At 64.0% G+C, this 22,071-nt stretch carries 18 protein-coding genes; 8 read left to right on the forward strand and 10 right to left on the reverse strand.

Annotated features, from left to right (window positions below; genetic code table 11):
* Nucleotides 1–215: 215 nt before the first annotated feature.
* The 8 genes from ACSJJT_RS07880 (at nucleotide 216) to ACSJJT_RS07915 (ending at nucleotide 10,288) form a co-directional block, all read left to right on the forward strand.
* Nucleotides 216–1,985 (forward strand): acetyl/propionyl/methylcrotonyl-CoA carboxylase subunit alpha, encoded by a 1,770-nt coding sequence (locus ACSJJT_RS07880; RefSeq protein WP_435917780.1) that lies wholly within the window; start codon nucleotides 216–218, stop codon nucleotides 1,983–1,985.
* A gap of 56 nt (nucleotides 1,986–2,041) precedes the next feature.
* On the forward strand, nucleotides 2,042–2,764 hold the full coding sequence (locus ACSJJT_RS07885) for a hypothetical protein (protein WP_435917781.1): 723 nt from the start codon (nucleotides 2,042–2,044) through the stop codon (nucleotides 2,762–2,764).
* Between the two features lie 224 nt (nucleotides 2,765–2,988).
* A complete protein-coding gene (locus ACSJJT_RS07890) occupies nucleotides 2,989–3,801 on the forward strand; it encodes a purine-nucleoside phosphorylase (RefSeq protein WP_435917782.1) in 813 nt (270 codons plus the stop codon).
* 24 nt (nucleotides 3,802–3,825) lie between these two features.
* Nucleotides 3,826–5,502 (forward strand): phospho-sugar mutase, encoded by a 1,677-nt coding sequence (locus ACSJJT_RS07895; RefSeq protein WP_435917783.1) that lies wholly within the window; start codon nucleotides 3,826–3,828, stop codon nucleotides 5,500–5,502.
* A gap of 34 nt (nucleotides 5,503–5,536) precedes the next feature.
* Nucleotides 5,537–6,235, forward strand: a complete 699-nt coding sequence (locus ACSJJT_RS07900) for a DUF2207 domain-containing protein (RefSeq protein WP_435917785.1) — start codon at nucleotides 5,537–5,539, stop codon at nucleotides 6,233–6,235.
* A 34-nt stretch (nucleotides 6,236–6,269) separates the two neighbouring features.
* Nucleotides 6,270–6,920: a uridine kinase family protein gene (locus ACSJJT_RS07905; RefSeq protein WP_435917787.1), complete on the forward strand. Its 651-nt coding sequence runs from the start codon at nucleotides 6,270–6,272 to the stop codon at nucleotides 6,918–6,920.
* 94 nt (nucleotides 6,921–7,014) lie between these two features.
* On the forward strand, nucleotides 7,015–8,670 hold the full coding sequence (locus tag ACSJJT_RS07910) for an MFS transporter (protein WP_435917789.1): 1,656 nt from the start codon (nucleotides 7,015–7,017) through the stop codon (nucleotides 8,668–8,670).
* Nucleotides 8,671–9,766: 1,096 nt separating this feature from the next.
* Entirely contained in the window at nucleotides 9,767–10,288 is a 522-nt protein-coding gene (locus ACSJJT_RS07915) for a 3'-5' exonuclease (RefSeq protein ID WP_435917969.1), read from the forward strand.
* Nucleotides 10,289–10,416: 128 nt separating this feature from the next.
* Here ACSJJT_RS07915 and metG read toward each other — a convergent pair whose 3' ends face one another.
* The 10 genes from metG to ACSJJT_RS07965 all read right to left on the reverse strand — a co-directional run bounded on the left by metG (nucleotide 10,417) and on the right by ACSJJT_RS07965 (nucleotide 22,059).
* Complete coding sequence (metG, locus tag ACSJJT_RS07920) at nucleotides 10,417–12,201, reverse strand: methionine--tRNA ligase (protein WP_435917790.1); 1,785 nt, start codon at nucleotides 12,199–12,201, stop codon at nucleotides 10,417–10,419.
* 66 nt (nucleotides 12,202–12,267) lie between these two features.
* A complete protein-coding gene (locus ACSJJT_RS07925; RefSeq protein WP_435917791.1) occupies nucleotides 12,268–13,170 on the reverse strand; it encodes an RNase H family protein in 903 nt (300 codons plus the stop codon).
* Nucleotides 13,167–13,580, reverse strand: coding sequence for a cytidine deaminase (locus ACSJJT_RS07930; RefSeq protein WP_435917792.1), 414 nt, complete (start codon nucleotides 13,578–13,580; stop codon nucleotides 13,167–13,169). Before ACSJJT_RS07930 ends, ACSJJT_RS07925 begins: the two co-directional genes overlap by 4 nt.
* 1 nt (nucleotide 13,581) lies before the next feature.
* Entirely contained in the window at nucleotides 13,582–14,940 is a 1,359-nt protein-coding gene (locus tag ACSJJT_RS07935) for an ABC transporter permease (RefSeq protein ID WP_435917793.1), read from the reverse strand.
* Nucleotides 14,937–16,202, reverse strand: coding sequence for an ABC transporter permease (locus ACSJJT_RS07940; RefSeq protein WP_435917794.1), 1,266 nt, complete (start codon nucleotides 16,200–16,202; stop codon nucleotides 14,937–14,939). Before ACSJJT_RS07940 ends, ACSJJT_RS07935 begins: the two co-directional genes overlap by 4 nt.
* On the reverse strand, nucleotides 16,199–17,788 hold the full coding sequence (locus ACSJJT_RS07945; protein ID WP_435917795.1) for an ABC transporter ATP-binding protein: 1,590 nt from the start codon (nucleotides 17,786–17,788) through the stop codon (nucleotides 16,199–16,201). The genes ACSJJT_RS07940 and ACSJJT_RS07945 overlap by 4 nt, the downstream gene beginning before the upstream one ends.
* A gap of 137 nt (nucleotides 17,789–17,925) precedes the next feature.
* Entirely contained in the window at nucleotides 17,926–19,047 is a 1,122-nt protein-coding gene (locus ACSJJT_RS07950; RefSeq protein WP_435917796.1) for a BMP family lipoprotein, read from the reverse strand.
* A 192-nt stretch (nucleotides 19,048–19,239) separates the two neighbouring features.
* Complete coding sequence (locus tag ACSJJT_RS07955; RefSeq protein WP_435917797.1) at nucleotides 19,240–20,478, reverse strand: aminoglycoside phosphotransferase family protein; 1,239 nt, start codon at nucleotides 20,476–20,478, stop codon at nucleotides 19,240–19,242.
* Nucleotides 20,475–21,878, reverse strand: a complete 1,404-nt coding sequence (locus ACSJJT_RS07960) for a hemolysin family protein (protein WP_435917798.1) — start codon at nucleotides 21,876–21,878, stop codon at nucleotides 20,475–20,477. Before ACSJJT_RS07960 ends, ACSJJT_RS07955 begins: the two co-directional genes overlap by 4 nt.
* Entirely contained in the window at nucleotides 21,871–22,059 is a 189-nt protein-coding gene (locus tag ACSJJT_RS07965) for a hypothetical protein (RefSeq protein WP_435917799.1), read from the reverse strand. Before ACSJJT_RS07965 ends, ACSJJT_RS07960 begins: the two co-directional genes overlap by 8 nt.
* Nucleotides 22,060–22,071: the final 12 nt, after the last annotated feature.

Below are 22,071 nucleotides of genomic sequence, written 5' to 3' on the forward strand. Positions count from 1 at the left end.
ACGAGCTCGCGCCGCATTTGTGATGGCGATCCCGGTTCTGCGGGCAGGAGTTGCCACCAGATCGGGTTGGTGCCATCGGATCTTCCGGATGTACCACGCGAGGTCGACGCAGCATTGTCAAGGGCGAGAACACATGGACAGTGACGAGAGGACGAACTCTGACCCTTTAGACTCGCCGTGAGGGCACCCCGCCCCGAGAGCCGATCGGAGGAACCGTGGACAGGACCATCAAGCGGGTACTCGTCGCAAACCGTGGCGAGATCGCGGTGCGCGTCGTCCGTGCCGCCAAGGACGCCGGTATCACGAGCGTGGCTGTCTATGCGGACTCTGACTCCGAGGGATTGTTCGTCAAGCTTGCCGACGAGGCCTTCGCCCTCAACGGCGTGACCCCTGCCCAGACCTACCTCGACGTCGACAAGATCCTTGACGTCGCTCGTCGCGCCGAGGTCGACGCGATCCACCCCGGGTACGGATTCCTCTCCGAGAACGCCGACTTCGCCCAAGCCGTCATCGACGCCGGGTTCATCTGGATCGGCCCTCCCCCGGAGGCCATTCGGGTCCTCGGCGACAAGGTTCAGGCCCGTCACATCGCCCAGAAGGTCGGTGCTCCCCTCGTTCCCGGCACCGCCGACCCGGTCGACGGCCCGGAGGAGGTTGTCGAGTTCGCCAAGGAACACGGCCTGCCGATCGCCATCAAGGCCGCCTTCGGTGGTGGTGGCCGCGGCCTCAAGGTCGCCCGTTCCATGGATGAGGTCACCTACCTCTACGAGTCGGCCGTACGCGAGGCCGTCACTGCTTTCGGACGCGGCGAGTGCTTCGTGGAGCGCTACCTCGACAAGCCGCGTCACGTCGAGACTCAGTGCATCGCCGACCAGTACGGCACCGTGCAGATCATCTCGACCCGTGACTGCTCCCTGCAACGTCGTCACCAAAAGCTCGTCGAGGAGGCCCCGGCGCCATTCCTCAGTGACGAGCAGCTGAGCCGTCTCTACGAGTCCTCCCGAGCCATTCTCAAGGAGGCCGGGTACGTCGGAGCCGGAACCTGCGAGTTCCTCGTCGGTCTGGACGGGACCATCAGCTTCCTCGAGGTCAACACCCGTCTACAGGTGGAGCATCCTGTCTCTGAGGAAGTCGCCGGGGTCGACCTGGTGCAGATGATGTTCCACGTGGCCCAGGGTGGCCACCTCGAGCCCGAGAATCCGACACTGCGCGGCCACTCCTTCGAGTTCCGCATCAACGCCGAGGATCCCGGCATGGGGTTCATGCCTGCGCCTGGCACCCTGACGTCGTGGCAGGCACCGTATGGCCCCGGTGTCCGGGTTGACGAGGGCTACCACTCCGGCATGACTGTTCCGGGAGCCTTCGACTCCCTCATCGGAAAACTCATCGTCACGGGAGACTCCCGCGGGCAGGCCCTGGCCCGCGCTGCCCGAGCCCTCGACGAGATCGTCATCGACGGCATGCCGACGGTCATCCCCTTCCACCGCGCGGTCGTCAAGGATCCTGCCTTCACCGCGGTCGACGGCCACTTCGGCGTCTTCACCGACTGGATCGAGACCGAGTTCGACAACACGATCGAGCCCTACACCGGGTCCTTGGGAGAGTCCGCGGACACCGAGCCCCCTCGCGAGGTCGTCGTGGAGGTCAACGGAAAGCGCGTCGAGGTACGCATCCCGGCCTCCCTGCACGGCGCCCGTCAGGCACCGAGTACGAAGTCTCGTCGCCCCACCCGTCGCAACCGCGCCGGACGCCACACCTCGGCAACCGGCAACTCGGTGGCCTCCCCGATGCAGGGAACCATCGTCAAGGTCAATGTCGTCGAGGGAGAGCAGGTCAACGAGGGCGACCAGATCGTCGTCATGGAGGCCATGAAGATGGAACAGCCCCTGGCTGCCCATCGCTCTGGCGTCATCCGTAACCTCAACGCCGCGGTTGGCTCGACGGTCGCCTCGGGCGAGGTCATCTGTGAGATCGTCGATGAGTGAAATGTGCAGCGTGATTCTTCTTGTGAGTGTCCGTTTCACAGGGCATTCTGGTGACCATGTCCGGTGACCTCCTGCTCTTCCTGCTGTTCTTCGTGGGATTTGTGGCAACGATGGCGTCCCTGATGCGCGCCCAGCGTCAGTCCCGCGAGGTGGAGGCCCGGCGTGCCAAGGCCATCGAGGCCAAGGTCTCGCAGATGCGTCAGGAGACCGAGGAGGACGTCACCACCTTCGGTGAGGCCCTGCGCGATCTTGACATGGAGATGATCGGCAAGGAGGTGTCGGTCGAGGGCCGCAAGGACTGGAGCATGGCCTTGGACTGCTACGACCGCGCCAAGACGCTCATGGCCCAGGACAAGGGCACCCGCTCGATCCCGCTCGTCACCGAGACCCTCGAGGAGGGTCGTCACGCCATCGCCTGCGTGCAGGCCCGCGCCAATGGAGAGCCAATTCCCGAGGTGCGTCCACCGTGCTTCTTCGACCCGGCTCACGGCCCGTCGACCACTGACGTCATGTACTCCCCTGACGGCGGAGTTGCGCGCAAGGTTCCGGCCTGCGCAGCCGACGCCCAGCGCATCCAACAGGGACGCTCCCCGTGGATCCGTACCGTCGACGTCAACGGCGCCCAGCTGCCCTACTGGCAGGCTGGCCCGGATTATGCGCCGTGGGTCCAGGGCTACTACCGCCGTTACGAGTCCGACCCGGTCATCAGCGGGTTGGCCGTCGGTGGTCTCGGCCTGGTGGGTCTGGGACTGTTCTCCGCCCTCTTCGACGACTTCTGATCCTGCGGTTGATCCCCAGGCCCTTTCCATGTGGCCATCATGGAGGTCATGGCCGCATTCATTCAGCCGTGGCGGACTTTCTGCTGACATGAGAGAAACTGCTCACCTCGACCACGCGACTGATTCAGCACACGTATCGACGCCACCCCTCCGGACTCGGACACCAGCTGACAATGGGCCGGGGATTCGCGCCCGAGTCGGTGAAAACCTCTAGGGTTGACCCCATGACGACACCGGATTTCACCGACCCCCAGGCCATCGCCCGCGATGCTGCCGATGCCATCTGTTCCCGCCTCTCGCTCACCAGCGTCGACATGGGCCTGGTGCTCGGCTCGGGCTGGTCTGCCGGAGTTGATCACCTCGGCGAGACCCGTGGACGGATCCCTCTCGGCGAGCTGCCTGGATTCTCGGCACCGGTCGTTGCCGGACACGGCGGCGACCTCGTTGCTGTCACACTGCCCACCGGAAAGACCGCCGTCGTTCTGACCGGACGCACCCACTTCTACGAGGGACGTGGAGTCGAGCCGGTTGTCCATGGAGTGCGCACTGTCGCGGCCCTGGGCGCCAGCACGATGATCCTCACCAATGGCTGCGGAGGCCTTGACCCGGCCTGGGGTCCTGGAACCGTCGTCGCCATTCGTGACCACATCAACCTCACCGGTGCCACCCCGCTGCGTGGCGCCACCTTCATCGACATGTCGACGGCATGGACCCCGACCCTGCTCGAGGTCGTCGAAAAGGTGGCTCCGGGCACCCCAACCGGCGTTTACGCGCAGTTCCGCGGCCCCCAGTACGAGACCCCCGCCGAGGTCCACATGGCTCGCACCATCGGTGCCGACCTCGTCGGCATGTCGACCGCCCTGGAGGCCATTGCCGCCCGGGAAGCAGGAATCGACCTGCTGGGTCTGTCCCTGGTCACCAACCACGCCGCTGGTGTCACCGACGCTCCTCTCGACCACGCCGAGGTCATTGCCGCCGGCAAGGAGGCCGCTCCCCGTCTGGCAAACCTGCTCGCTGACATCACGGCTGCCATCTGATCCACCCCACACTGTCGAGGAACCATGATCACCACACAACCCGAGGGCCTGTCCCCCGAACTCGTCGCCGAGGTCCAGTCCTGGCTCGACCAGGACCCTGACGAGGTCACCCGCGCCGAACTGTCCGACCTGCTCACCCGCGCCCAGTCCGGTGATTGCGAAGCCGTCAAGGCCCTTGAGTCGGCCTTCTCCGGCCCGTTGACCTTCGGTACCGCTGGCCTGCGTGCCGCTCTCGGCCCCGGCCCATCCCGGATGAATCGCGTCGTCGTCCAGCGGGCCGCTGCTGGATTCGCGGCCTGGCTGCGTGCCCACGGCGAGAAGGAGGGGTCGGTGGTCATCGGTTTCGATGCCCGGCACAACTCCGACGTCTTCGCCCGCGACACCGCCGAGATCATGGCGGGGGCCGGATTCCACGCTCTGCTGGCCGACTCCCCCATCCCGACCCCGGTGACCGCCTTCGCCATCAAGCATTACGGCGCGGTCGCCGGCGTCATGGTAACTGCCTCCCACAACCCGCCGGCCGACAACGGCTACAAGGTCTACCTGGGTGACGGCTCCCAGATCGTGCCTCCCATCGACACCGAGATCGCCCACGAGATCAAGGTCGTATCGACCGATCCCGTCGCGGCGATCCCACGTGGTGACGACATCGAACTCATCGGCGACGAGCTCATCAACGCCTACGTCGCCCGTGCTGCCGAGCTGACCAAGGCCAATCCGGACGTCACCTGGGTCTACACCGCCATGCACGGTGTCGGGACCCGTGTCGTGCGTCGCCTCGTGGAGAAGGCCGGCCTGCCGGAGTTCATCGGAGTCGCCGAGCAGCTCGACCCAGACCCGGACTTCCCCACGGTGGCCTTCCCGAACCCCGAGGAGCCAGGCGCCATCGACCTGGCCATCGCCCAAGCTCGCACGCATGACGCTGACGTCGTCATCGCCTCCGACCCTGACGCCGACCGTTGCGCCGTTGCCGCCGTCATCGACGGTGACTGGCGGATGCTCACCGGTGACGAGCTCGGAACCCTGCTGGGTGACGACGCCTTGCGACGTGGTCTGGACGGGGTCTACGCCAATTCGGTGGTCTCGTCGACCTGTCTGGGACGGATGGCCACGGCAGCAGGACGCGAGCACCGCATGACCCTGACTGGTTTCAAGTGGATTGGCCGCGTACCCGGCCTCGTCTTCGGCTACGAGGAGGCCATCGGCTACTGCTGCGACCCCTCCCATGTGCCGGACAAGGACGGCATCACCGCCCTCGCAACGATCATGCGTCTGGCGGGTGAGCTCAAGGCCTCTGGCACCACGATCTCCGAGCGACTCGACGAGATCTGGGCCGCCCACGGACTGCACCGCACCAGCCAGCTGGCCGTGCGCGTCACGGACATGTCGATCATTTCCGACGCCATGGACCGTCTTCGCAGCCAGCCGCCAGCCACCCTGCTCGGCGATGCCGTTGAGGTGTGCGACCTCAACGACCCCAGGAATGGTTCCGGGCTTCCCCAGCAGAATGCCATAGAGCTGAATGGGCCTCGCGTCCACGTCGTAACCCGTCCCTCCGGCACCGAGCCCAAGCTCAAGTGCTACCTCGAGGCACGAGCTACGCCGGAGGAGTCCCAGACTGACCTGGCAGCCACCAAAGCACGCCTCGATGCGCAGATGACGACGCTTCGTCAGGAGATGTCACAGGTCCTCGGAATCTGAGCCTGCGGTACCACTCACCGTCAACCTTTTCGGATTGGCCGCACAACGGGTTGACGGCAAGGCTGGAGTCGTTCTCGACCTCACATACGACTTCGGCACCCAGCCCAAACACGGTCCATATCTGACCTTTGTGTCTGCGCAAAGACTCACTGACGATCCCGATCATATTCGTCACGTCGATTACACGGACTTTCATGTGTCAAGCCCGTCAGGGGCTGACCCCACTATGAACTTTGCCGGCGGCGGGGTGGCCAGCCTTCGAATTGGATCGGACGAACACACCTTTACCGGAGAGCAGAAGTACCGGATCACCTATACGGCCCACGGGCTTATCACACGCAACAATGCCACATCCCACCTTGACGAGATCAACTGGCGTATTTTCGACAATCTGGACGTTCCCGTCAATGCCTCGACTATTGAGGTCGACCAGCTCAGGATCGAAGAGGGTTTCGACATCTTTTCGGCCTATCTACCCTGGGCTGCAGCATTCGGAATTACTGAGAAGTGGACCTCGACATCTGCACGCCTCGAGACAGCCGGCAACTGGGATCCCGGGCCAACGTGGATTCCCCTCATGGCGGGCGGTTTCACTCACGACCTCGCCTCCACCATCAACGAGATGAGCAATTCCATGTCGGCGTCACCCAGCAGTACTTCCAGCTCCAGCTCTGGATTCTCATCGAGTTCCAGTGACAGCGGGTTCGGCGGTGGAGGCGGCGGATCGTGGTAAAGCACGCTGCGTGGTAAGGCACGCTGATCGCATCATGATCAACGTTGTCGTCAAGGGTAGCCGGGCCGACGTCCGATCTGCAATCCCGATAGAATCGACAGCCGTGGCGCGCACGATCATCCTGCTGGCAGGGCCCTCTGGATCCGGGAAGTCCCGTCTGACCCATGTGGCGGAGCTGCCCGAACTGCGCCTTGATGACTTCTACCGCGATCATGATGAGCTCGGTCTCCCCCGGGTGCACGGCATGGTCGACTGGGACGACGTCGCCTCCTGGAACCTTCCAGCGGCTGTGGAAGCCCTCGGTGAACTCGCCGCCATGGGGCGTGTCGAGGCCCCGTGCTATGACATCTCGAAGTCCGAGGCTGACGGCACTCACCTCGTCAACGTGGGAGACGCGCCAGCTGTCGTCGCCGAGGGGATCTTCGCCCTCGACCTGCTCGACCCGTGTCTGCGAGCCGGTATGGAGGTGCTGCCCATCTGGTTGGACCGTCCCCGCTGGTTCAACTTCGCCCGCCGTCTCATCCGCGATCTACGACAGCACCGCAAGTCACCACAGGTGTTGATTCGCCGCGGCCTGGCCCTGTGCCAGAGCGAACCGGCGATGCGATCGCGGGCCATCGTCATGGGATTCCAGCCAATGAGCATGAGACGAGCACGTGCCACCGTCGCGGGCCTCATGAACTAGTCACCATGACTGAGTGCCGGAGGGTTTTTCAACCTTTTGGCCGATGCTGCGAGGCCACATGCTCCGTAGTGTCGGTGGGGTCGAAAGGAATGTCGTGACAGACGCCGCCTCCACCGCCACCCCGGCCCAACCGTTCCCCGGGCGCTGGAAAGCCCTCGCCGTCCTCGCCGCCGGGCTCTCACTCATCATTCTGGACGGGACAATTGTTGGTGTCGCCCTGCCGACGATGATCTCGGCGCTCAACCTGAGCCTCACCGACGCGCAGTGGGTCAACGCCATCTACAACGTGATCTTCGCCGCACTGCTGCTGGGTTCCGGGCGTCTGGGTGACCGGGTCGGCCGTCGTACCACCTTCGCCGCAGGTGTGCTGCTCTTCGTCGGAGGCTCGTTACTCGCAGCGACGGCGTCAGGTTCTGGTTCACTCATCGCCTCGCGCGCTGTCCAGGGTGTTGGTGGCGCGCTGGTACTGCCTTCCACCCTGTCCTCGGTGAACTCGCTGTTCCAGGGAAAGGACCGCGCCGCGGCTTTCGGCATCTGGGGTGCCGTCATGAGTGGTATGGCCGCTCTGGGCCCACTTCTGGGCGGTGTCCTGACTGAGTACGTCTCCTGGCGCTGGATCTTCTGGGTCAACCTGCCGTTGGGTCTGCTCGTCCTGGCGGGAATCGCCGCATGGGTGCCGCAAACTCGTGGCAAACAGGCCGAGAAAGGCGTTGACGTCGACGGCCTGCTCACCTCGGCCATCGGCTTCGGCCTGCTGGTCTTCGGCCTCATCGAGGCCACCTCCCTCGGCTGGTGGACCAAGAAGGAGACCCTCAAGGTCTTTGGCTGGTCATGGCCGGAGAGCTGGTCGATGTCCCCGGTGCCGTGGACGATTGCCATCGGTCTGGTCTTCATCGTGCTGTTCATCGTGTGGGAGAACCACCGTGCCAAGGTCGGCCGTGACGCTCTGCTCGATCTGAAACTGTTCAGTGTCGGCACCTTCTCCTGGGGTAACCTCACCGCCGCAACGGTGGCCATTGGCGAGTTCTCGCTGATGTTTGTGCTGCCCTTGTTCCTGGTGAACTCGGTCGGTCTGTCGACGGTGCGCACCGGCGTCGTACTGGCCGCAATGGCGCTGGGGGCTTTCTTCTCCGGGGCCTCTGCCCGTCACCTGGCTGCCCGCATGGGTGCCCCTGGGGTCGTGGTTCTCGGACTGGCTCTGGAGGCTGTCGGGGTCGGACTGCTGGCATGGGTGGTCGGCGTCCAGGCATCGACGTGGTTCGTCGTGCTGACCCTGGTGGTCTACGGCATTGGTCTGGGCCTGGCCTCGGCTCAGCTCACCTCAACGGTGTTGCATGACATCCCCAAGGAGCACTCGGGAGCGGGGTCGGCCACCCAGTCGACGGTGCGTCAGCTCGGCTCGGCCTTCGGTGCCGCGATTGCCGGGTCCACCCTTGGCTCTGCGATGAACCACTCCATTCCTGATGCGGTGTCCTCAATCAGCGGTGTCCCGGCCAAGGTGCTCGACAAGGTGGTCCAGGCCACCGAGGACTCTGCCGGATCCGCCATTTCGGGGTTGCGCAATGCCTCCCCTGACAGTCCGTTGATTCGCCCCTTGGGTGATTCCCGCGACGCCGTCATCCACGGCCTCGAGACTGGCTTTGCACACGCGGCGGCATGGTCGATCGGGTTCTCTGCGCTCTTCCTGGTGCTCGGTCTGCTCGGATCGCTCATGGTCATGCGTCAGGCCCGCAAACAGGCACCGCAGTGATGAAGCACTGAGGGGTTGGGGGTCGACATCGGCCCCCAACCCGTCAACTGTCATCCTTCCGGTTCTTTTTTCCCCCCCAAAAAAACGCAGCATCCAGCACGACGGACGTATCAGCGGCCTTTCCAGTCTCCGCCTGGTTGATTGCCCCTTGCGTCATGCCATGCAGTCAAGCCGCTCTCGTTGGTCAAGGAGGAGTTCTGGCTTTACGCTGTTGACGACGGTCGGGTTCACGGCATCGTCCTCCTGGTCACGTTCCGAGGAATCGTGACACAGTCATGATCTGCACATCATGACGTGTCCCCGCACGACAACGGTGACGTGCCGCACAGTCGCGAGGATTTCTGCGATCTCTGGAATGTGCCTCTGGTACTCCGGCCCATGCCACCAGTGCTGTCGGAGGTCCGGAATATCCTGGCTGAGCATCTTGGGGGGCGGCCCACCCCCGACGTTCCGGGACAGGAGGCTCCGCATGGGGTTACGCACGTGGCTCGACCTGGCTCTCGGCGACAGGTCGTCCAATGACATCGCGCACACTGCGCCGGCGGCGGCTTCCACGGACGCCACTGATGACTGGGTGATGCCGAGGTACCGTGGCCGCGCCATCTGTGACTGGACGCCGACGATCGCTGCCCTCAAGCGTGATGGTGACTACGAGCAAGCCCTCGTCATAGCCACCGGATGCATGGATGCCATGGTCGAGACGGCGAAAAACCGTCCGGCCAACGTCATGGAGTTCTACGTCATCGAGGTGGCAAAGATCCAACACAAGGTCAAGGCCTATGCCGCCGAGGTGCACACGATCGAGTCGTGGCTGAACCTTGGTCTGGAGCCAACTCGCCAGGACCACCGCCTCGACCTGCAGAAGCGTCTGGCCAAGGCCAATGAGATATGGGCCAAGGTGGAGGGACGAGATCCCTCCGCTCACCATGAGCAGTGGAAACGGCTCGTCGAGGTAGCCAAGAAACAGAAGGCAGCTCAGGCCGCGTCCCGTGGTGTGCACGGCGTCGGTGGTTCCCGGACGGTGTCCTCCGGCAGGTCGGCGTCGAATGCCCTGGCTTCCGGAAGTCGCTCGGCCCTGATACCTACTCCCGTCCACATGACCAGTCGCGAGTTCGTGGCGGTCGACTTCGAGACGGCGAATCGGATGGGTGGCGTCTCGGCCTGCCAGTTGGCCATGGTGAAGGTACTTGACGGTCAGGTCGTCGACAGGTTCAACACCCTCATCCGTCCGCCCCGGGGATGGGACAGTTTTCAGTTCACCTATTTGCACGGCATCTCCGCGGCAGATGTCCAGAACTCACCCATGTGGCCCGAGCTGGCCGACGACATCTCGACGTTCGTCGCCAACTCCCCCGTCTACGCCCACAACGCCATGTTTGACTCGCGGGTGTGGCGACAGCTCGACGAGTACTTCGGCACCGTCACCCTGCCGTCTCCGTTCTTCTGCTCCTACCGGACCGCCCAGCGCCTCATCCCTGGCCTACCCAATTACAAGCTTCCGACGGTGCTTGAGGCCTGCGCGCCCAATTACCACCTCACTCACCACCGGGCGGATTCCGACGCGGAGGCGTGCGCCCTCATCGTCTGCCAGTTGCAGCGACTGGCCAGCCAACTCTGACCTCTCGTCCGGCTTGTACCTGCCGGGCACGACACGCAGCTGCCAGAACCGACGATGGCAACGTCGCCATCGTCGGTTCAGAGCAGTTCTTGACAGCTCCCCGGAAGCCTACATACTCCGAATGCGCGTCAGGGCTGCGGATTGACCGGGGCCCACTGCGGGCCGGTCTCCGCCAGCTTGGCGTCCAACTTGCGGAAGATCGGGCTGGGCTTGGCCAACGGGGTTCCCACCGCAATCTCACGACGTCCCCACGAGGCCTTCTCGGAGGCGTAGTCACCCATGAGGATGGGGGCAGCACCATCGGTCTCGACGAGTTCGGGCTGAGCAGCCCACACGCCCTCGCCGCCCAGGGCCTCGTAGATCCTCTGCGCCGAGTGCGGCATGAACGGGGTGAGCATGGTGTTGACGTCGCTGACGACCTGGAGGGCCACGTGCAGCACAGTGTCGCGGCGCTCCGGGTTGTCCTTGAGTTTCCACGGCTCCTGGGTGGAGAGGTACGCATTGGTCAGTCCGACAATTCTCATCGCCTCGGTGATGGCGGCCTTGAACTTGGCGTGGCCCAGCAAGTCCCCCACGGTGTCGAATCCGCCGGCCGAGGCGTCCAGCAGCTCGCGATCAGCGTCGGTCAGCTCACCGGCGGCCGGGATATCGCCACAGTTCTTGAAGGCCATCGAGATGGAACGGTTGACGAGGTTGCCCCACTCGTTGGCCAGCTCGAAGTTCACCCGGCGGACGAACTCCTCCCAGGTGAAGTCGGTGTCCTGATTCTCCGGGCCCGCCACCGCGATGAAGTAACGCAGGGCGTCGGGTCCGAACTCATGCAGGAAGTCCCCGACGAAGATGGTTGCGCCACGCGAGTTCGACACCTTCGAGCCACTCATGGTGAGGAACTCGCTGGAGACGATCTCAGTCGGCAGGTCGAGGATGCCGAGCTCCTCGGAGGGTTCTCCGCCCTTGTCACCACGGCCATTGGTACCCAGCAGGATGCCGGGCCAGATGACGGAGTGGAAGACGATGTTGTCCTTGCCCATGAAGTAGTAGGAGCGGGCGCCCTCGTCGTTCCAGAACTCGCGCCAGGCATCCGGCTTGCCGATGCGCCGGGCCCACTCGATGGAGGCCGACAGGTAACCGATGACGGCGTCGAACCACACGTAGATGCGCTTCATGGGCTCGTTCTCCCAGCCCTCGACCGGTATCTTGACGCCCCAGTCGAGGTCGCGGGTGATGGCGCGCGGGCGCAGCTCTTCGAGGAGGTTGTGGGAGAACTTGAGGACGTTGGGACGCCAATCGGTGCGGGTGTCGATCCACGCCGTCAGGGACTCGGCGAGGGCAGGAAGGTCGAGGAAGAAGTGCTCGGTCTCGCGGAACTGCGGAGTGGCCCCCGTGTTCTTGGAGCGTGGGTTCAGCAGGTCAGCCGGGTCGAGCTGACGACCGCAATTGTCACACTGATCACCGCGGGCGTCGTCGTACCCACAGATCGGGCAGGTGCCCTCGATGTAGCGGTCTGGCAGGGTGCGGCCAGTCGACGGCTCGAAAGCACCCATCTCGGCCTTCTTGACGACGTAGCCGTTCTCGTAGAGCCGGGTGAAGATCTCCTGGGTGACGTGAGCGTGATTGTCCGTCATCGTCGAGGTGTACAGATCGTAGGACAGACCAAGGCCCTGCAGGTCAGAGGCGATGATGCGGTGGTACTTCTCGGCACACTCCTGGGCCGTCAGATCCTCCTGGTCAGCCTTGACCGAGATGGCGGTGCCGTGACAGTCCGAGCCGGAGACCATGAGAACTCGGTGGCCCAACATTCGCATGTACCGAGCAAAGACGTCAGAGGGGACACCGAATCCGGACACATGGCCGATATGTCGAGGCCCATTGGCGTAGGGCCACGCGACAGCGGCAAGAATGTTGGCACACATGGGGCCAACTCTATCGGTATGACCCGGTTTCGGTCGCCTCTCCAGCGACTGTGACCATCCCGGAGGTCAGCGCACCGGAGTGACCTGGTGGAATCTCAGCTGCCAACCACGCTCGGGGTCGCGGTGCCACAAGGACACTCGCAGACTCACCCGAGATCCGGCCCGAGCTCGCCAGCGCAGCAGGACGTCCTGCGGACCGGTACGCACCATTCCGAGGATCTCGACGCTTGCCCTCACCTGCGGAGCAGGCATGTCGGCCAGGGCACGACCCCTCGTCCAGAGCCGACCATTCGCATCGTGCTCGACGAAATCGGGGGCTGCGAGCTCCTCGAGGGCGCGCCGATGGGCGACGGCGTCGGTCTGCAGGAGGCGACGCTCCATGTCCGTCAGAACACCGATGAGCTCCTGGTCTGGGGAGGCCGGACGCTCGGGCAGGTCGAACAGTTCCTCCTGCTCGACGCTGCGTCCAGGGGTCGGGACGTCCTCCTGCGGCTCGGGCTCGCGAGCGACCCCACCGAATCCTGGGCCGTGATTCACCGGAGTGCCGTCCCGGAATGCGGTGGCAGCAGCGCGGGCACGCTGATCGGCCGCCTCGTTCATGACATGACCGGCATGACCCTTGACCCACTCGAAGGTGACGTCACGGCCTTCCAGCTCCTCGTCAAGACACTCCAGCAGGTCTCGGTTGAGGACCGGCTTGCCGTCGCGCTTGCGCCACCCCTTGCGCTTCCAGCCGGGCATCCACTTGGTGCAGCAGTTGATGGCGTACTGGGAGTCGCACAGGATCGTCAGCGGCTCGTCGGCGTCGCGGGTGGCGCGCAGCAGGTCGAGGACGGCCTTGAGCTCGCCCATGTTGTTCGTGCCGCGCGGCCAGCCGCCTGCAGCCCACGTGTCGTCATCAATGTACCAGGCCCAACCGGCTGGTCCTGGATTGTCGAGGGAGGACCCGTCGGCTGCGGCCACGATCATGACTTCTCCTGCTGGTTGGCTACGCGATCAAGGTCGTCGATGCCGAAGGCTTGCGGCAGCACCTCGGCCATCGTCTGCACCCCGGCTGGGGTGTCAATGAGCATCGTCGGACCGCCATGTTCCCACAGCAACTGACGACAACGCCCACACGGCATGATCGTCGTACCGGTCGTATCCACGCAACAGAGGGCGAGGAGATGTCCCCCTCCCCCGGCCACCAGGTCACTGATCAGCCCGCACTCGGCACACAGGGTGACGCCGTATCCGGCGTTCTCCACATTGCACCCGACGACGACGCGACCATCCTCGGCGAGCCCAGCCGCTCCCACCGGGAAGTGGGAGTACGGCGCATAAGCACGTGTGGTCAGTTCACGGGCACGACGGCGCAGTGCTCCCCAGTTGACGTCCACGTCACTCCTTGATATACGGGATGCCGTCTGCAGCTGGCGACCTCACCTTGCCCACCAGACCAGCCACGGCGACGATGGTCGCGATGTACGGCAGGATGAGCAGGAACTGGGAGGGCATCGGGGCGCTGATCGTCGACAGCTCGGTGGACAACTGAGTCACGAAGCTGAAGAACAGTGCCATGACGGCAGCCAGGCCGGGGCGCCAACGGCCCATGATGAGGGCTGCCAGGGCGATGAAGCCGTTGCCGACCGTGATGTCCTTCGAGAAGGAACCGACGGTACCGATGGTGAAGTAGGCTCCACCCAGACCGGCGAAGATGCCACCGACGAGCACCGCCGACCACCGGACACCGGCAACGGAGATACCGACGGTGTCGGCAGCCTCGGGGTGTTCACCCACGGAGCGCACCCGCAGACCCCACTTGGTACGCCACAGCAAGAACCACACCAGCGGGATGCAGAGGAAGCCGATGTACACCAGGATCGTCTGGTAGAAAAAGATCGGGCCGAAGAACGGGATCCTGGACAGCCCAGGGATCGCCACCGCCTCCATGATCGGGGCGGTGTTGTACTTCTCGGCCTCGAGAGAGAGCAGCTGGGTGTAGAGGAAGCCTGTCAGACCGGACGCGAAGAGGTTCACCACCACGCCCATGACGACCTGGTCGACGAAGTACTTGATGGTGAACACACCCAGCAGGGCGGCCGTCAGCACCGAGGCGATGATCGCCGCGACGATGGCCGCGACAACCGAATGAGTCATCGAGCCAACCAGGGCCGCCGCGAAGGCCGCCGTCAGCATCTGGCCCTCGATGGCGACGTTGACGACACCGGCACGTTCGCACATGACACCGCAGAGAGCGCCGAGGACCAGCGGGGTGGCCACCGACAGGGTGCCCTGCAGCTGGCCAGCCACTTGGAAGGGCAGTTCGCGTCCGGCAGCCGCCCAGCCCAGGAAACCGATGATGATGGCGATACCGGCCACCACGCCAGCGGTGACGGTCAGGGTGTGACGGCTACGCCCCATGAAGAAGGCAGCAGCCGCGAGCAGACATGCGATGGCACTGACGAGGACGATCGGGAATCCGGGGACGGTCAGGGTGCCCAGATCCTTGCCTGCCAACGCATCGGTGAAGGCGAAATGAGCCCTGCCGGAGGTCCTGGTCAGCAGGAAGAACAGAATCACGGCCATGATGGCGATGAGCGCACCCGTCGACAGACGGTGGGTACGAGCCTCGCGGGACTCAACCCGCTCGAACTCCAGTTCCTTGTCAAGGGCCTGACTGGCCTCGGTGGGCAACTCAGCACCGGTCTTGGTGATGTCGGACGTGGTGGGACGAGGAAAGCGCGATGCCGGGCTCATGCCAGGGCTCCCTTCGTGGTGGTGTCGGCTGGGACCGGACCGCGGTCGCGTTTGTTGTTTCGCTTGTCCTTGCGGGTCTTGAGGAAGGGCAGGATGGTCTTGACCAGTATCGGAGCGGCCACGAACATGACGATGACGGCCTGGATCACTCGGACGAGGTCCAGAGACGTCTGGGTCATGGCTTGCATGCGCAGACCGCCCTGGTTCATGGCTCCCCAGAACAGACCGGCCAGCACGATGCCGAGTGGCTTGGAGCGGCCCAACAGGGCCACCGTGATGGCGTCGAAGCCGATGGTTCCGACCAGGCCGATGGACAGCTGGGTCGGGGTGGCGCCCGAGATCGGGCCCAGGGCAACCTCGACCCCGGCCATACCGGCAAGGCCACCTGAGATGACCATGGTCCAGGCGATGATCGAGTTGGTGTTCATACCGGCAGTCGCCGAGGCATTCGGATTGGCGCCTACAGCACGGATCTGGAAGCCCAGATGGGTGCGGTCCAACAACCACCAGGTGCCCACGGCCAACAGCAACGCCAGGAAGAAGCCCAGGTGCAACTGGGACCCTGCCAGGCGCGGGAAGGTGGCGTTCCAGTCGACGATCGGGGCGATCGGGTCGGTGCGACCGGGCATCTGGAAGGCCTTCGTCGTCAGCAACCACGCCAACAGGCCGCTGGCGATGTAGTTGAGCATGATCGTCACGATGACCTCGTTGGCGCCAGCGCGGGCCTTGAGGACGCCGGCGATGGCACCCCAGATGGCTCCGCCGACGAATCCGGCGATCACGGCGAGGAGCAGGTGAACTGACAGCGGCAGGCTGTGAAAGCTGAATCCCACCCAGACGGCCAGCGTCGCGCCGGCGATGGCCTGACCCTGACCACCAATGTTGAACAGGCCAGCCTTGAAGCCCAGGCCGATGGCAAGACCACCGCAAATGAGCGGGGCGGACTGGGCCGTCGTCGCAGTGAGGGCTTGCCAGGACCCAAATGCTCCCTGGAACAGGGCGGCATAGGCCGAGGAGATCTGGGCCCAGGAGTCGGACAGGGCGTCAGGACGGGAGAAGAGGTAGCTCCACTCCTTGTTGATCTTCGGATCAGCAGCGACCATGACGATGGCCGAGACGATGAAGGCCAGCACGAAGGCGGCGATAGTCACCCACAGGTCATTCCACGGGAAGGAACGACGCGGCTTGGCCTTGGTCGAAGCGGATACCGTCGACGCAGTGGTCTCCTTCGAATGGGTGGGCTTCGGGGATTCGGTGCTCATTCCGAGACCTCCTTGTGTCCCGTGGCGACGCTGTCACACGCCTCGTCATAACTGAGTCCGGCCATCATGAGGCCGAGGACGTCGCGGGGAGTTCCGGCCGGGGCGATGCCGACGACGCGCCCGCGATACATCACTGCGATGCGATCCGACAGTGCCTCGATCTCGTCGAGCTCGGTGGAGACGATGAGCACAGCGGTGCCGTTGTCCCGCTCCTCGACGATGCGCTGGTGCAGGAACTCAATGGCACCGACGTCCACACCACGAGTGGGTTGGGATGCCACGAGCACGCTCAACGGGCGCGACAGTTCGCGAGCCAGGACGACCTTCTGCTGGTTGCCGCCCGACAGGGAGGATACCGGCAGGCAGGCCGAGGGGGTACGGATGTCGAACTCAGCGACGCGGTCGCGGGCGTTGTCGGCGATGCGCTTGAGCTGTAGGTTGCCGTGCTTGGAGTAGGCACCGCCCTGGTTGAGGATGAGGTTCTCGGCAATGGAGAACTCACCGACGAAACCGTCACGCTGACGATCCTCGGGCACGAATCCCAGACCCGCCTCGATCGTCTTGATCGGGGCTGCGCCGCTGGTGTCCTTGCCGTCAACACGGATGGATCCCGAGGTCGGCTTGATGAGCCCGAGCAGGGAGGACGCCAACTCGGTCTGGCCATTTCCCTGCACACCGGCAACACCAAGGATCTCTCCTCCCTCGACGGTCAGGGAGACGTCGTCGACAACGACCGATCCGAGGTCATCGGCCACGGTGAGGTTCTCGACCTCGAGACGCGGCCCGGTCGGCCTGGCGTCGTCCTTGTCGACGATCAACTTGACGGCTCGTCCCACCATCATCTCCGCCAGCTCGGCCTCGGACTGGTCGGCGGAAGCCTCACCGACGATCCTGCCGCGGCGAACCACGGTGATGTCGTCAGCAATGGCGCGGACCTCGCGCAGCTTGTGCGTGATGAAGACGATGGCTCGTCCCTCATCTCGCAGGGTCTTCATGACAGCCATGAGCTCGTCGATCTCCTGCGGGGTGAGCACGGCGGTGGGCTCGTCGAAGATGAGGTACTTGGCGTCATTGGCCAAGGATTTGAGGATCTCGACACGTTGCTGGACACCGACTGGTAGATTCTCGATGACCGAGTCCGGGTTGACGTCGAAATGGTAACGATCGGACAGCTCTCGCACCTTCGCGCGGGCTCGTCCCATCGACAACACACCGGCAGTCGATTCCTCACGTCCCAGCACGATGTTCTCGGCCACCGTGAAGACGTTGACGAGCATGAAGTGCTGGTGGACCATCCCTATGCCGGCTGCCATGGCCTGTTTGGGATTGTCGAAGTGCTGCTCCACGCCGTCGATGTAAACCGACCCCTCATCCGAGGGCAGTAACCCGTACAGGATGTTCATGAGGGTCGACTTGCCGGCACCATTCTCGCCGAGCAGGCAATGGATGCGCCCGGGGACGATGTCGAGGTCGATGTGGTCGTTGGCCGTAAGCGTCCCGAACCTCTTCGTGACTCCGCGCAGACTCAGTCCATCCTTGACGGGAGCGCGGTCTGCGGGTGGGGCAGCGGCGGTGTTGGTGATCACGGGGCTGATCCTTCCACGTCTGATCCCTGATGTCGTGTGAGCCGACGACGCGCCGACCTCCCCGGGGAGGTCGGCGCGTCGTCGGCTCACACGGTTGGCGGCTCACAAGCTGGGCGAACCGAGTTCGCGCCTCACACTCACTTGGGCTGAGCCTTCGAGGTGATCTTGATCTTGCCGGAGGTGATGTCCTCCTTGATCGTCTTCAGCTCGTCCTTGACCTCAGCAGGGATCTTGGAGTCGAACTCGTGGTACGGGGACAGGCCGGTGCCGCCATCTTCGAGAGAGCCGATGTACGGCTTGTTGTCGAAGGAACCATCCTTGGCAGCCTTGATGGCGTCGAACACGGCGACATCCATGCCCTTGTACACCGAGGTGATGATGTTGGAACAGTAGGAGGGCTGGGTCTTGCAGCCATCGCCGTCAACCCAGATGGCGTTGGCCTTGCCACCGGAGGACTTCACGACCTGCAGAGCGCCGTTTCCGGCATTACCGGCAACAGGGAGGATGATGTCCGCACCCTGGTTGAGCAGGGCCTGGGCAGTCGTCTTGCCACCGGAGACGTTCTGGAACGGGTTCGGCTGCGGCACGAACTGCCCGTCCTGCTTCTCGGCATTCCAGCCGATGACCTGCACCGACTTGTTCTTCTGCTTGTTGTAGTAGTCGACGCCCTGGGCGAAGCCATCCATGAAGATGGTCACGGTCGGGATCTTCATGCCGCCGAAGGTGGCGACCTTGCCGGTCTTGGTCAACGAGGCGGCCAGGTAGCCAGCCTCGAAGGAGGACTGCGCGGTATTGAAGATCAGCGGCTTGAGGTTCGACGGGGCACCCTTGGGGTTGTCGTCAACGATGGCGAACTTGACGTTCGGGTTCACCTTGGCAGCGGCCATGGTGGGCTTCTCGAGCAGGAACCCGACGGAGACCACGACCGAACACTTGGCGTCGACCATGGACTGCAGGTTGGTGGCGTAGTCCTTGTCGTCCTTCGACTCCACCTTGGCGGTCTTGACGCCGAGATCGCTGGCAGCCTTGTTGAGGCCTCGCAGAGAGGTCTCGTTGAAGGACTTGTCGTTGAAGCCAGCGGAGTCAGAGACCATGCAGGCCTTGAACTCACCGGAGTTCGAGTTGTCCTTGTCGGCATCTGAGGTGGCAGTGGACGTTGACGAGGATCCCGAGGACGCATCCGGAGCCTGCGCGCATGCCGACAGCGACAGTGCTGCGGCTGCAAAAACAGCGGGAATAGCGAGGTGTGACTTCTTCACGGACTGCCTCCTGGAGCAGACGATGATCCAACGAACAGGGAGCCCACTTGGCAGGTTTCGCCGATCGGGCCATCAAACTGTAACCCCTCCGTGGCGGAATCGACACCTCGATGGTCAAACTCAGCCCACCAAGGGGGAAGATCCCTCAACGACTTTCACCGACACGTCCACTTCGTGGATCGCATCTGGCCCTCAGGCGACCTGATTGACCAGGGCCTCAGCCGCGTCGATGATCGACATCGTCTCAGCACCCCAGTTGGTTTCCTGACTGCGATAGGGCCCGGTCGCAAGGGATATCACGACTGCCGCGGAGCGCAACCTCAGCTCGACCGGATCGACTCGCGCATCGAAGACTGGTACCCATGCCGTCAGGATCTGTCGCATCCGATCCGCCTGCGAGGAAGTCATGTGCCGCACCGTTGACAGATGGGCAACTAGGCATGCCAGATCGTCGGCTCGTCGGCCCGGTCCGATGGTGTCGACGTCAAGAATCCCGCACACCTGACCATTCCAGACATGGATCTGGCCTTCGTGGAAGTCACCGTGGGTGGGTTCGTCTCCTTGTGGCAGACCCGCCAACCCCTGGCAGATGATGCGCGACATCCGGTCCAGGCGAGCCTGCTGATCGGGCATTGCGGCAGCGACCATGCGGCAGTAATGGTCCACCGTGTCACTCCACGGGGAGCGTCGGGGCAGGTCGCACACCTGCGGAGGGAGCTGGTCGAGCAGCCCGACAAGACTCTCGGCGGTACACGGGTTTCCCGGCTCGAAGAGGGCATTGCTGAGGGGACGCCCCGGCAATTCGGTCAGGAAGAGCAGATTGTCGTCGGTGGCCCCGGCGACGCGAGGACTTGGCACGCACGCACGCGTGAGGAGGTCGTGACGGGCCAGGGTCGCCTGGAAGATGCCGTCGCGCAGCACCTTGACGTAGAAGCGTCGATTGGCAACCTCCACGCACAACACCGCGCGACGTCTGGGCCGGTACCCGATCATTCGGAGACTGATCTGGTCGGCACTGACGCGGCCATTGACCAGCCCCAGGTCCGAGATGATGTCCGCCATCTTCTCGGGGTAGGCAGCCCGCGACAACCCCGGCAGGTCGGGATCTTCGGGGTATCGCCACACGGCGACCTCCCGAGACCCGTCAACGTAGATGTCCGCGCGAGAATCCGTCATTGCCGGACCACTGGCACGAGCGCTCATGCCGAAGAGCTCCTGTCGTTCCCCCGCCGGCCAGTGCACCCGCGCCTGGTAGGTCGCTGTGGTCGACTGGCCGGGGTTGGCGTCGACGTGGTCGAGATGCCATTCCAGCAGGGTTCCGTCGGCGTGCTCGACGGCTGTCTTCAGCAGTTCTCCGGCTTCCGGGCCGGTGAGCAGAACCGCCCCGTCAGGGTCCTTACCAGGACCACCGAGCCACGCTGGTCGTCTCACGTGCTCGCCGCCTCCCGCTCAGGCCGCGGGGCAGCAGCGGCTTCAGCTGGCACACTTGAAGTCGTAGGCGCGTCGAGCCTGCGAATCCTCAGCCATGCAGCACGAAGGCCGTCCACCTCGGTCACCGTCAGCTCGATGTTGGGAGCGGGGTCCTCGTCCTCATCCTCCTCGGCAACGACACCGACCGGGTAGAGATGGACGTCAACCTGGGCCCCCTTGACAGGAACCTGTCCGGTCTGGGCCATGAAATATCCGGCGACGGTGTCGTAAGGCCCTTCGGGCAGCACCAGACCGACCTTCTCGGAGAACTCCTCGATGGTCGTCAAGCCATCAACGTCACGCTGCCGGACGTGGGCCAGGTCCGAGGGCTCGACAGTGTCGTACTCGTCGGTGATATCGCCGACGATCTCCTCGACGAGGTCCTCCAGGGTGACGATGCCAGCCGTGCCGCCGTACTCGTCAAGGACGATGGCCAGGTGGGCATGGGTGCGACGCATCTCCGTGAGGGCCTTGAGCACCTTCACAGTGTCGGGCAGGGAGACGACAGTACGCACGAGCTGTGACACCCGGCTGTTACGGATCTGGGGATCGAGCTCGAGCAGGTCACGTACGTGAACGAATCCGAGCACTCGGTCCGCAGAGCCGTCAATGACCGGGTAACGGGAGTGAGATCCTTCCCGGACCACCTGGGCTGCCTGAACAGCCTTCATCGACCCTTGCAGGAAGTCCACCTCGGTTCGCGGCACCATGACCTCACGCAGAGACTTCTCCCCCACGGCGAAAACCTCGTCGAGAATGGTGCGCTCCTCGTCGCCCAAGGTGGCCGACGAGACGACCATCGAGCGGAGTTCCTCGTCGGTGACTTCCTCGCGAGCGGCAGCAGGGTCACCACCGAGGATCTTGACGACGAAGTTGGTTGAGACACCCAAGAACCAGATGATCGGGCGGAACAGGGTCGCGATGCCGTTGACCATCGGGCCCAGCGCCAAGGAGAAACCTTCGGCTCGCTGCATGGCCAGTCGTTTGGCGACCAGCTCTCCCAACACGATCGAGAAGTAGGAAATGATGATCGTGATGATGACGAGGGCTACGGTGCGGGCAACGGAAGCCGACATTCCCCAGGACTCAAGAACCGGCGCAAGTTGATTCGCCAGCGTGGCACCGCCGAATGCCGAGGCCAGGAAGCCCGACAGGGTGACGCCAATCTGGACCGCAGACAGGAAGCGGTTGGGATTTGAGTGCAGCTTCTGGATCGAACGGCCACGCGATCCACGGGTGGCCGCCAAGTGCTTGACCTGAGAATCACGAAGGCTCACCAACGCCATCTCGGCAGCTGAGAACACTCCTCCCAGGAGGACAAACAGAAGGATGAGGGCGGCGTTCTCAAGGGCGTCAGCCACGGGCCTTCACCATTCCTGTGGCCATGGGGGCAAGGATGAAGGTGTCGGGACTGTCGCCCTCCCGGTCGTCATTGTGCATGGGGCCAAGAATACGGGTTTGGTCCAACACGACTCCAAGGACGAACACCACCTGACCGACGAGGGCGATGAACCACCGACGTCGGTCGACGTCACCAGGCACGACCGAAGTCCG

This window comes from Cutibacterium nasicola, assembly GCF_051303185.1.
GTDB lineage: Bacteria > Actinomycetota > Actinomycetes > Propionibacteriales > Propionibacteriaceae > Cutibacterium.

What these genes read in the sequence shown, in the direction of transcription:
- ACSJJT_RS07885 (WP_435917781.1), top strand. Translation starts at nt 2,042, where the DNA reads ATGTCCGGTGACCTCCTGCTCTTCCTGCTGTTCTTCGTGGGATTTGTG.
- ACSJJT_RS07890 (WP_435917782.1), top strand. Translation starts at nt 2,989, where the DNA reads ATGACGACACCGGATTTCACCGACCCCCAGGCCATCGCCCGCGATGCT.
- ACSJJT_RS07895 (WP_435917783.1), top strand. Translation starts at nt 3,826, where the DNA reads ATGATCACCACACAACCCGAGGGCCTGTCCCCCGAACTCGTCGCCGAG.
- ACSJJT_RS07905 (WP_435917787.1), top strand. Translation starts at nt 6,270, where the DNA reads ATGATCAACGTTGTCGTCAAGGGTAGCCGGGCCGACGTCCGATCTGCA.
- ACSJJT_RS07915 (WP_435917969.1), top strand. Translation starts at nt 9,767, where the DNA reads ATGACCAGTCGCGAGTTCGTGGCGGTCGACTTCGAGACGGCGAATCGG.
- metG (WP_435917790.1), bottom strand. Translation starts at nt 12,201, where the DNA reads ATGTGTGCCAACATTCTTGCCGCTGTCGCGTGGCCCTACGCCAATGGG.
- ACSJJT_RS07925 (WP_435917791.1), bottom strand. Translation starts at nt 13,170, where the DNA reads ATGATCGTGGCCGCAGCCGACGGGTCCTCCCTCGACAATCCAGGACCA.
- ACSJJT_RS07935 (WP_435917793.1), bottom strand. Translation starts at nt 14,940, where the DNA reads ATGAGCCCGGCATCGCGCTTTCCTCGTCCCACCACGTCCGACATCACC.
- ACSJJT_RS07940 (WP_435917794.1), bottom strand. Translation starts at nt 16,202, where the DNA reads ATGAGCACCGAATCCCCGAAGCCCACCCATTCGAAGGAGACCACTGCG.